Source organism: uncultured Methylobacterium sp., from assembly GCF_964244095.1.
Lineage (GTDB): Bacteria > Pseudomonadota > Alphaproteobacteria > Rhizobiales > Beijerinckiaceae > Methylobacterium.
In genome coordinates this window covers 22,681-29,088 of sequence record NZ_CAXTHR010000037.1, presented here as the reverse complement: position 1 = coordinate 29,088, position 6,408 = coordinate 22,681, and the positions used below count along the sequence as shown (strand labels likewise).

General features: G+C 74.5%; 5 protein-coding genes and 2 pseudogenes (2 of these 7 cut by a window edge). 4 read left to right on the top strand and 3 right to left on the bottom strand.

Annotated elements, in window-relative coordinates:
• Together ACFE86_RS08435 and bioB are read left to right on the top strand one after the other, a co-directional pair.
• Positions 1 to 929: pseudogene (locus tag ACFE86_RS08435) on the top strand (methyl-accepting chemotaxis protein); it begins 174 nt to the left of the window's first position.
• A 31-nt stretch (positions 930 to 960) separates the two neighbouring features.
• On the top strand, positions 961 to 1,962 hold the full coding sequence (gene bioB, locus ACFE86_RS08430) for a biotin synthase BioB (protein ID WP_375454882.1): 1,002 nt from the start codon (positions 961 to 963) through the stop codon (positions 1,960 to 1,962).
• A gap of 99 nt (positions 1,963 to 2,061) precedes the next feature.
• On the opposite strand, the gene ACFE86_RS08425 is transcribed toward bioB, so the two are convergent.
• Genes ACFE86_RS08425 through mnmA form a run of 3 tightly spaced genes read right to left on the bottom strand, consistent with a single transcriptional unit; the run spans position 2,062 to position 4,684 of the window.
• Entirely contained in the window at positions 2,062 to 2,847 is a 786-nt protein-coding gene (locus tag ACFE86_RS08425) for a TVP38/TMEM64 family protein (RefSeq protein ID WP_375454881.1), read from the bottom strand.
• The gene (locus ACFE86_RS08420; protein WP_375454880.1) at positions 2,844 to 3,497 is read right to left on the bottom strand and encodes a class I SAM-dependent methyltransferase; all 654 of its coding nucleotides are present in this window, start codon (positions 3,495 to 3,497) and stop codon (positions 2,844 to 2,846) included. Before ACFE86_RS08420 ends, ACFE86_RS08425 begins: the two co-directional genes overlap by 4 nt.
• A 29-nt stretch (positions 3,498 to 3,526) precedes the next feature.
• Positions 3,527 to 4,684, bottom strand: coding sequence for a tRNA 2-thiouridine(34) synthase MnmA (gene mnmA, locus ACFE86_RS08415; RefSeq protein ID WP_375454879.1), 1,158 nt, complete (start codon positions 4,682 to 4,684; stop codon positions 3,527 to 3,529).
• A 272-nt stretch (positions 4,685 to 4,956) separates the two neighbouring features.
• Here mnmA and ACFE86_RS08410 point away from each other — a divergent pair, with 272 nt between their 5' ends.
• Positions 4,957 to 6,270 (top strand): flagellar hook-length control protein FliK, encoded by a 1,314-nt coding sequence (locus tag ACFE86_RS08410; protein ID WP_375454878.1) that lies wholly within the window; start codon positions 4,957 to 4,959, stop codon positions 6,268 to 6,270.
• Between the two features lie 81 nt (positions 6,271 to 6,351).
• Positions 6,352 to 6,408, top strand: a pseudogene (locus tag ACFE86_RS08405) (flagellar hook assembly protein FlgD); it runs 647 nt beyond the window's last position.

The following is a 6,408-nucleotide window of genomic DNA, read 5'->3' as shown; positions in this document are numbered from 1 at the left end:
CCGGCGAGCAGGGCCGCGGCTTCGCGGTGGTCGCGCAGGAGGTGAGGGCGATCGGCACCGAGATCGAGACGCTCGCCCGCGAACTCGAGACGCACCTCTCCTCCCGGATCGTCGACCTGCAGCGGGCGATCGGCGCGATGGCCGGGCGGGCGCAGGAAGAGCGCCTCGTCGACCTCGCCCTCAACGCCGTCGAGTTGATAGACCGAAACCTCTACGAGCGAACCTGCGACGTGCGCTGGTGGGCGACCGACGCGGCGATCGTCGACTGCACCGGGGATGATGCCACCCCGGCCGCCGCCGCCTACGCCTCGGCGCGCCTCGGCGTGATCCTGTCGGCCTATACCGTCTATCTCGATCTGTGGTTGTGCGATCGGTCGGGGCGCATCCTCGCGAACGGCCGGCCGGACCGCTATCCAGACCTCGTCGGCCGCAGCGTCGCGAACGAGCCCTGGTTTCAGGAGGCGCTGGCGCTGTCCAGCGGCGACGATTTCTGCTGCGCCGACGTCCGCCAGGAGCCCGCCCTCGCCCACGCGCAGGTGGCGACCTACGCGGCCGGGGTCCGGGCGGAGGGCGAGGCCCGCGGGACGCCGCGCGGGGTGCTCGCCATCCATTTCGATTGGGAGCCTCAGGCACGCGCCATCGTCGAGGGGGTGCGGGTCGCACCCGAGGACCGCGCGCGAACCCGGGTGCTGCTCGTCGATGCCAAGCGCCGGGTGCTCGCGGCCTCGGATGGCCGCGGCGTCCTCACGGAGACCGTCGCGGTCGATCCGCGCGGCGCGGTCAGCGGCTTCGCGCGGGACCCCGCCGACGCCCGCGTCACGGCCTACCATCGGACGCCGGGCTACGAGACCTATCGCGGCCTCGGCTGGTACGGGATGATCGTCCAGACCGAGCCGTCCGCGCACGGCGGTCCCGCGCGGGGCGCTTGATTTTTCGCGCCCGATCGCCCTCAAAGGCGGCATGAGCCAGCCCGCCGCCGAGCACGAATCCCGGACGATCCGCCACGACTGGAGCGTGGCCGAGATCCGGGGGATCCACGATCTGCCGCTGATGGACCTCGTGTTCCGCGCGGCCGACCTGCACCGGCGGCACAACGACCCGGCCGACATCCAGCGGGCCTCGCTCCTGTCGATCAAGACCGGGGGCTGCCCGGAGGACTGCGCCTACTGCCCGCAATCGGCCCACCACGGGGGCGCGGGCGTGGCGCGGGAGCGGCTGATGCCGGTCGACGCGGTGCTCGCCGAGGCCGCCGCCGCCAGGGCCGCCGGGGCGCAGCGCTTCTGCATGGGCGCGGCGTGGCGCCAGCCCAAGGACGGCCCCGAGTTCGACGCGGTGCTCGCGATGGTGCGCGGGGTGCGCGGCCTCGGGATGGAGGCCTGCGTGACGCTGGGCATGCTCACGCCGAGCCAAGCCGGGCGCCTCGCCGAGGCGGGCCTGACCGCCTACAACCACAACCTCGACACCGGCCCGGATTTCTACGGGTCCATCATCTCCACGCGGACCTACGACGACCGGCTGAAGACCCTGGAGGCCGTGCGCGCGGCCGGCATCGGCGTGTGCTGCGGCGGCATCGTCGGCATGGGCGAGGGCGTGAGCGACCGGGCCGCGATGCTGCAGGTGCTGGCCAACCACGCGCCGCACCCGGAGAGCGTGCCGATCAACGCGCTCGTCGCCGTGCCGGGCACGCCGCTCGCGGACCGGCCGGCGATCGACCCGTTCGACCTCGTGCGGATGTGCGCCACCGCCCGCATCATCATGCCGCGCACCCGCGTCCGCCTCAGCGCCGGGCGCAAGGGGCTGACGCGCGAGGCGCAGGTGCTGTGCTTCCTGGCCGGCGCCAACTCGATCTTCTACGGGGAGCGCCTGCTGACCACGGCCAACAACGGGCAGGACGACGACGCCCTGCTGCTGGCCGATCTCGGGATCCGGCCGCCGATGGAGCGGCTTGCGGCGGCGGAATAGGGCCTCACCCCTCCGGCAGCACGATCCTGGAGCGTGCCCCGCCTTCGCCGTCCTCGCGGGTGAGCGTGCCGCCGTCGATGCCGAGCGGCTGCGGGTCCGTCACGCACGCCGAACCCGTCGGCTCAACAGGAGGCAGCCCAGGGCGAACAGCGCGAGCATCGCGAGCCCGGCGACCATCTTCGGGGTGATCAGGGCGCGCAGCGACAGGGCGTCGTCGCAGGCGCCACCGCCGACGGAGAGGCAGGCGGCCTTGGCGCTCTCGTGCGCGGCGACGACATCCTCGATCCCCGCACCCATGGACGCGTAGACCAGGGCGCCGGGCAGGAGTCCGAACAGGGTCGCGGCCGCGAAGACCCGCATCGTCACCCCGCAGGCGGCCGGCGCGAGGTTCGTCATCCAGAACGGGAAGAGGGGCAGCAGGCGCAGCACCATGATGTAGCCGAAGGCGTCCCGCCGGAAGCCCGCGGCGAGCGGCGCGATCCGCGTGCCGCCCATCCGCCGCAGCAGGTCCGCGCCCGGCCCCCGCCCGATGGCGAACACGATCGCCGCGCCCGTCGTGGCGCCGGCCACGGCGGTGAGCGCGCCCGGCACGATCCCGAACAGGAAGCCGCAGACCATGGTAAGGACCAGGGTCGCCGGCACGGAGACCACGACGGCGCCGACATAGACGAGGTAGGCCGAGACCAGCGCGCGGACGAAGCCGGCGTCCACGAAGCCGCGCAGCCACGCCCGCGAGGCGAGGAGCCGGTCGAGGCTCAGGAGATGCGCGGCGCCGGAGAGGAGCACCGCCAGGGAGATGCAGACGAGGATCGCCAGCGGCGACCAGCGGCGCAAGCGCCGCCAGCGGCCCTCCGCCGGGCCCGGGGCCTCGACCGGGCTGCTCACCCGGGCTTGCGCATCCGCAGGATCTTGAAGAAGCCGCCGGGGAAGGTCGGGGCGAGGCCCATCACCTCGACGCCGTTGCGCCGGGCCCAGGCCTCGATCCGCGTCGCCTTGAAGTCCGACGACCAGCCGATCCTGGTGCAGAGCGGCGCCACGATCTCCTCGACGCGGGCCACCGGCCCCTCGCTCTGGCCGAAATGGTTGCAGAGCACGATGCCCCCACCGGGGCGGACCACCCGGAGGAATTCGCAGAGGGCGACCTCGGGATCGGGGACAAGGGTGATCAGGAACTGCGCCACCACCGCGTCGAAGCTCGCATCGGCGTAGCCGAGGTGGCAGACGTCCATGACCTGAAGCCCGCGGACGTGGTCGAGGCGCCGCCGCCGGACCTTGGCGCGGGCGCGCCGGAGCATGTCCTCCGAGAGATCGACGCCGCAGACGAAGCTGCCCTTCGGGTAGTAGCCGAGCGCGAGCCCGGTGCCGACGCCGGCCTCCAGGATGCGCGGGCCGTGCACGGCCGCGGCCTCCACCGCGGCGCGGGCGGCCGGCTCGGTGAGCTTGTCGTAGACCACGTCGTAGACGGGGGCCCAGCGGGCGTAGGCCTTGCGCATCAGGGCCGTGCTCGGCCCGGCCACCTGCGGCTCGCTCAGCATTTTTTCGGACGTTTCCTGTAGAGGGTCTTCTAGGCGGCTCGCGCCGGCCGGGCCGACAACGCGTCGATGCGGCGGATGGTGCCGCCGCCGAGCACCCGGGCGCGGGGGCCGTCGTCGGCATAGATCGCGCAGGCCTGCCCCGGCGAGACGCCGTCCTCGGGCTCCGTGAGCACCACCTCGGCGCCGCCGGTGGCCGGATCGTGGGAGAGGAGCGCCGGGCGCGGCGGCCGGGTCGAGCGCACGCGGACCGCCACGGGCAGGTCGATCACGGCCGCGAGCGGTCCCGCGCCGAGCCAGTTCAGGTCGCGGATGCGGATGCGGGTGGTGGCGAGCGCCGCGCGGGGGCCGACCACGACGCGGGCGGACTCGGGTTCGAGGCGGACGACGTAGAGCGGCTCGGGGCCGGCGAGCCCCAGGCCGCGGCGCTGCCCGACGGTGTAGTGCACGATGCCGGCGTGGCGCCCCAGCGCGCGGCCGGCGAGGTCGACGATCTCCCCGGGCCGGGCGGCGTCCGGGCGCAGGCGGGCGATCACGTCGCTGTAGCGGCCCTGGGGCACGAAGCAGATATCCTGGCTGTCGGGCTTCTCCGCCAGCGACAGGCCGAGGTCGCGCGCCAGCGCCCGCGTCTCGCCCTTGGCCATCTCACCGAGCGGAAAGCGCAGGAAGTCGAGTTGCTCGGCGGTGGTCGCGTACAGGAAATAACTCTGGTCGCGGGCGGCGTCCCGGGCGCGGTGGAGCGTCCGCCCGCCGCCGGGCAGCGCCCGGCTCGCGACGTAGTGGCCGGTCGCCAGCGCGTCCGCGTCGAGGTCGCGGGCCAGCCCCAGGAGGTCGCGGAACTTGACGGTGCGGTTGCACGCGACGCAGGGGATCGGCGTCTCCCCGGCGAGGTAGCTCTCCGCGAACGTCTCGATGACCGCCTCGCGGAACCGATCCTCGTAGTCGAGGACGTAGTGCGGGATCCCGAGGCGGTCGGCCGCCGCTCGGGCGTCGTCGATGTCCTGGCCGGCGCAGCACGCGCCCTTGCGGTGGCTCGCCAGCCCGTGGTCGTAGAGCTGGAGCGTCACCCCGACGACATCGAAGCCCTGCCGCTTCAGCAGGCCCGCGACCACGGAGGAATCGACGCCGCCGGACATGGCGACGACGACGCGCGTCTGCGGGGCGGGCTTCGGCAGGTCGAGGGGGTTCATCGCGACGGGTCCGGCGGCCGCGTATGCGAGGCTTTCCGGCCACCCAGCCCGTCTATAGCGGGAGTCGGCGGCGCTTTCCAGGCCGTGGCGTGCGCGTCCGGGCGCACCCGGCAGTTCCTGCCGGGGAGGGATCCCGGCGGCGGCAGCTTCGGCCCCGCCGGCCGGTATCGAAGATGGACGATCCTGTCTTTTTATCATTCAGGACAACGCCTTGCCTGATTCGGCAGACTGGCGTGCGGCTTGCTCCCGTCGAACCTTCGAGGAGCGCGTGCATGGCGGTCGGCGGTTCGGATTGGGCGGATGCGGGGGCGTGGGTCCAACCCGCGCGGAGTTCGGCCGCGGCGCGTCCGAGGCGCGACGCGGCCGCCTGGGACCGCGCGGGCACCCGGTCCCAGGCGCGCTTCGGCGACGCCCTGGGCGCCGCACGCGGCCGCGACGAGACGGCGACCCGCCCGACGGCGGCGCGGGCATCGGCGGCGCGGGCGGCATCGGGCGATGCGCACACCGAGATCGCAAGGAAAGCCGGCGCGGCGCGGCGGGTCGCCGACGACCGGGCGGATGCGGCGCGGCACGCCGACCCGGCGCCGGCCGGACGCCGCGGCAGGGCCGGGCCGGCCGCGGAGGATCCGGTGCGGCCCGAGCGGGCGGACGACACCGCGAAGGCGGACGACACGGAGGCGGCCGAGCCGCGCGCCGATCCGAAGGAGGCCGCGACCGGACAGGCTGCGGCGACCCCGACCCAGCAGCCGGGTCTCCTCGCCCTGTTCGCGGCGTTGGCGGGGGGTACTGCCGCCGCCGCGCCGGACGGGGCCGCGGCCGATGCCGCGGGTGCTTCAGGCGACGCGCAGATCCAGGGGACGCCCGGCGCGTCGTCCCCCACGGGGGGGGGGCCTGCGGCCGTCGAGGGTGCGGCCGGGCCGCATGCGGGTGCCGGGCCCGCCACCGATGGAACCGCCGCCGCCGAGGCGGTCCACGCCGAGCCGCGGGCGGATTCCCTCGACGGGGCGGCCAAGCCGGATTTCTTGACCGCCCTGGGGGATGCGAACCGGGACGCGGCCCAGGGCGCCACCGGTCCGAACCCGGCCGCGGCGAGCCCGGCGGGCGCCACGCACGCGGCGTCATCGACCGCCCCCGCGGCTCAGGCCGCCGCTTCGCAGCCCGCCCCCGCCGTCCAGATCGGACAGGTGCCGATGACCATCGGCCTGCGCTCCCTGCAGGGGTCGAGCGAGTTCCAGATCCGCCTCGACCCGGCCGAACTCGGCCGCATCGAGGTCAAGCTGGAGATCGACAAGGCGCGGGGTACGGTGATGGCGCATCTGGTGGTCGATCGGCCCGACACCCTGGCGATGCTCCAGCGCGATGCCGGGCAGTTGCAGCAGGCCCTGTCGCAGGCCGGGCTCGACGCGTCGGGCGGCGTCGGCATGTCCCTGCGCGGGGACGGAGGCACCCGGGACGGCTCGCCGAGCGAGGGCGGGAACCGATCCCGCGGCGGCGGCGCCTGGACCGCGGAGACGGCGGAATCGCCACAGGAGGCCGCGCCGATGCGTGCGGTGCGCGGCTACGGCGGCCTCGATATCCGGATCTAGAACGATGTCGCGTCATCCGAACCACACCGAACGTTTCCACGGCGGGGCGATCACCCCGGCCGGGGGCCAGGAGAACCAGCCATGACCGCAGGCCTGTCGAGCCTCGCCAGCACCGCCGCGTCCACGAAGAGCTCCGGC

What these genes read in the sequence shown, in the direction of transcription:
- mnmA (WP_375454879.1), bottom strand. Translation starts at nt 4,684, where the DNA reads ATGAACCCCCTCGACCTGCCGAAGCCCGCCCCGCAGACGCGCGTCGTC.
- ACFE86_RS08410 (WP_375454878.1), top strand. Translation starts at nt 4,957, where the DNA reads ATGGCGGTCGGCGGTTCGGATTGGGCGGATGCGGGGGCGTGGGTCCAA.
- ACFE86_RS08420 (WP_375454880.1), bottom strand. Translation starts at nt 3,497, where the DNA reads ATGCTGAGCGAGCCGCAGGTGGCCGGGCCGAGCACGGCCCTGATGCGC.
- bioB (WP_375454882.1), top strand. Translation starts at nt 961, where the DNA reads ATGAGCCAGCCCGCCGCCGAGCACGAATCCCGGACGATCCGCCACGAC.